Genomic DNA, 2,386 nt, shown 5'->3' with positions numbered 1-2,386 from the left:
CGCTCGGCGAGCTCGACGGGGCCGGCTTCATGACGGTCGGGCTCGACAGCGAGGGCACCGAGAACCTGGCCGCGATCACGCTGCGGCAGCCGCTGGCGCTGGTGCTCGGCGCCGAAGGCAAGGGATTGCGCCAGCTCACCCGCGAGACCTGCAGCGTGGTGGCGCGGCTCGACATGCCCGGCGAGATCAAGAGCCTCAACGTCTCCAACGCCGCCGTGCTCGCGCTCTATATCGGCGCAAGCCGGCTCGGCCTGATGGGCTGAGGACGCGGGATGGGTGAAGCGCCTGCGCAACCCACCCGTGCGGCGATGGGTTTCGCGGAATCGGGTCGCCCAGAAACGAAGAACGTAGGATGGGTAGAGCGCAGCGAAACCCATCAATACCAACCGTGCGGCGATGGGTTTCGCCGTCAGATCGGACTCTTGTCCGATCTGACAGCTCTACCCATCCTGCCACCAGCTCAGTCGTAGCGGCGCAGCACGGGATGGCCGTCGTAATAACCCTGGCGCGGGATGAAGTGGTAGTGATGGTGCCAGTGATAGCCCTCATGATAGGAATCATGGCGTGAGCGCCGCCAGACCGGCACGGCGTCTTCCCGATAGGCCGGATACGGCGCCAGCATTCCGGGGCCGGTGTAGGTCGGCCCCTGGTTGACGTAGTAATATTGCGTGTCCGGATCGGACATTCGTTCATAGACAAAGCCGCGGCAGCCGGTGGCGCAGCCCGTCGTGTAGGCCGGCACATAGCTCTGCGCGCACGGGCTGACATAGCCTGCCTCGCCGCATGGCGCGCACGCGGCATAGCCGCAGGCCAGCGCGGGCGCCGCACCCGCGATCGTCACGGCAAAGGCCGTGACCAGTCCTGAAATCGTTTGACGCATGATACTCTCTCCTGTCGGATCTTTTTTTGTTTGCAATCCCTGCAGGCGATGACTTCACGAGGAAGATCATCGCACGGCAGCCTCTCGTTCGAGCATCGCTCGATCAATGCTCTGGCCCTGAAAGCATCGGCTTTGAAAGCATCGCCTTTGAAGGCATCGCTCAAGGTGTCGGCCGCGGCTCCCGAGCCGGTCTGCGCTCGGGCGGGTTGGCGCGGCCTTGCGGAGCTCTGACCACCGGCGGCGGATAGAACGGCTCCGCCGGCGTCGACTGTGCCGGCAGCGGCTCGGAGCGCGCCGACCAGGATTCATGATAGGATTCCGCAGGCTTCGGCAGCTTGCGATCGGCCGGCGGCTCGATCTCCATGCGCCCGTAGCCGGGCTTCAGCCCGAGGCTCGGATAATAATGCCCGACATTCGGCTCGGCCTCGACCGCGCGGCCGCCATAGACGATCGGCTGATTGTGATTGGCTTTGCCGAGACCGAAATCGCCCTCGACGAGGGCATAGGAAATATCGACGCCATTCACGATGACCGGCACGCCGGGGCGGCCGGGGACGACGATCTCGAACCCCTCTTCGGCGCACGCCGCCGAACTGATTCCCACCAGGACGGCCAGTGCCAATCGCAGGCGCATGGGCAGAACTCCGATTGCTGAAGAGCAACTTAAAGGAAGATGCGAGCGCAAAGGTTAAGGGACAGCCGTTAACTGGCGGTAAGCCTAATACATGCGCCATCTACCAAGGTTAACGCGCGCCGAGCCGATCGCTCGCTCCGTGCGCTGCCGCCGGATTCACTTGATCGGCGCCGCTTCATGGCGCACCTGACGCACCGCCGCCTCTACGACGATCGCGGAGACGCCTCGTCTCCGGGATCAACCTTCAGGTTGGGACGACATGGGCAAACTTTGCCGTAATCGAGTTGTTCTGCCCGGGATTTCGGGGAGGCGTAGAGCCACTCGACGAGCCACTCGACGACATCGCTGGCGACGATCGTCTTCTGAATCGCCAGTCCCTTTTCGGGAACGACCTTGCGGAGTCGTCGTGGACTGGGCCTGCCAGCGGCAGCCTGACGCCGCGGCCCGTGAACACCTCGTTGGTCGCGCGGATGAAGTCGAACGCCCTGGCCATGCCGACACCGAGTCCGCGTCCGAATGCCGATCTCTCCCCTCCCCGCGCGCGGAGCGCCCGGTCAGGAGGAGAGACGAGCGCGAATCTCTGTCACCACTTGCTTCGTCAGCGCCCGGTGGTCGCCATCAGCTGCGGCGGATAGCGTTCGCCCTCGACCTTGATCGCGGCCGCGGCCGTCGCGATCTCGGCGAGATCGTCGGCGGTGAGCACGACGTCCGCCGCCGCGAGATTCTCGTCCAGGCGGCCAAGCTTCGTGGTGCCGGGGATCGGCACGATCCAGGGTTTCTGCGCCAGCAGCCAGGCCAGCGCGATCTGCGCCGGCGTGGCCGCCCTGCGCGCGCCGACCCGCTTGAGCAGATCCACCAGGGCCTGGTTGGCC

General features: G+C 65.3%; 4 protein-coding genes. 1 reads left to right on the top strand and 3 read right to left on the bottom strand.

What is annotated here, in order from left to right:
* A partial coding sequence (locus tag WCB02_RS33800; RefSeq protein ID WP_423965332.1) for a TrmH family RNA methyltransferase occupies positions 1-263 on the top strand: 263 nt, incomplete at its 5' end.
* Positions 264-460: 197 nt separating this feature from the next.
* Here WCB02_RS33800 and WCB02_RS33795 read toward each other — a convergent pair.
* The 3 genes from WCB02_RS33795 to WCB02_RS33785 all read right to left on the bottom strand — a co-directional run.
* A complete protein-coding gene (locus tag WCB02_RS33795; RefSeq protein WP_423965329.1) occupies positions 461-880 on the bottom strand; it encodes a hypothetical protein in 420 nt (139 codons plus the stop codon).
* A gap of 160 nt (positions 881-1,040) precedes the next feature.
* Entirely contained in the window at positions 1,041-1,514 is a 474-nt protein-coding gene (locus WCB02_RS33790; RefSeq protein WP_423965327.1) for a hypothetical protein, read from the bottom strand.
* A 598-nt stretch (positions 1,515-2,112) separates the two neighbouring features.
* The coding region (locus WCB02_RS33785; RefSeq protein ID WP_423965325.1) for an aldo/keto reductase at positions 2,113-2,386 on the bottom strand (274 nt) is incomplete at its 5' end.

It is taken from the genome of Bradyrhizobium sp. (genome assembly GCF_049581145.1).
In the GTDB taxonomy this organism is placed as follows: Bacteria; Pseudomonadota; Alphaproteobacteria; order Rhizobiales; family Xanthobacteraceae; genus Bradyrhizobium.
This window is presented reverse-complemented; position numbering and strand designations above follow the sequence as displayed.

Excerpts from the sequence above, each read along its gene's own strand:
- WCB02_RS33795 (WP_423965329.1), bottom strand. The coding sequence starts at position 880 with ATGCGTCAAACGATTTCAGGACTGGTCACGGCCTTTGCCGTGACGATC.
- WCB02_RS33790 (WP_423965327.1), bottom strand. The coding sequence starts at position 1,514 with ATGCGCCTGCGATTGGCACTGGCCGTCCTGGTGGGAATCAGTTCGGCG.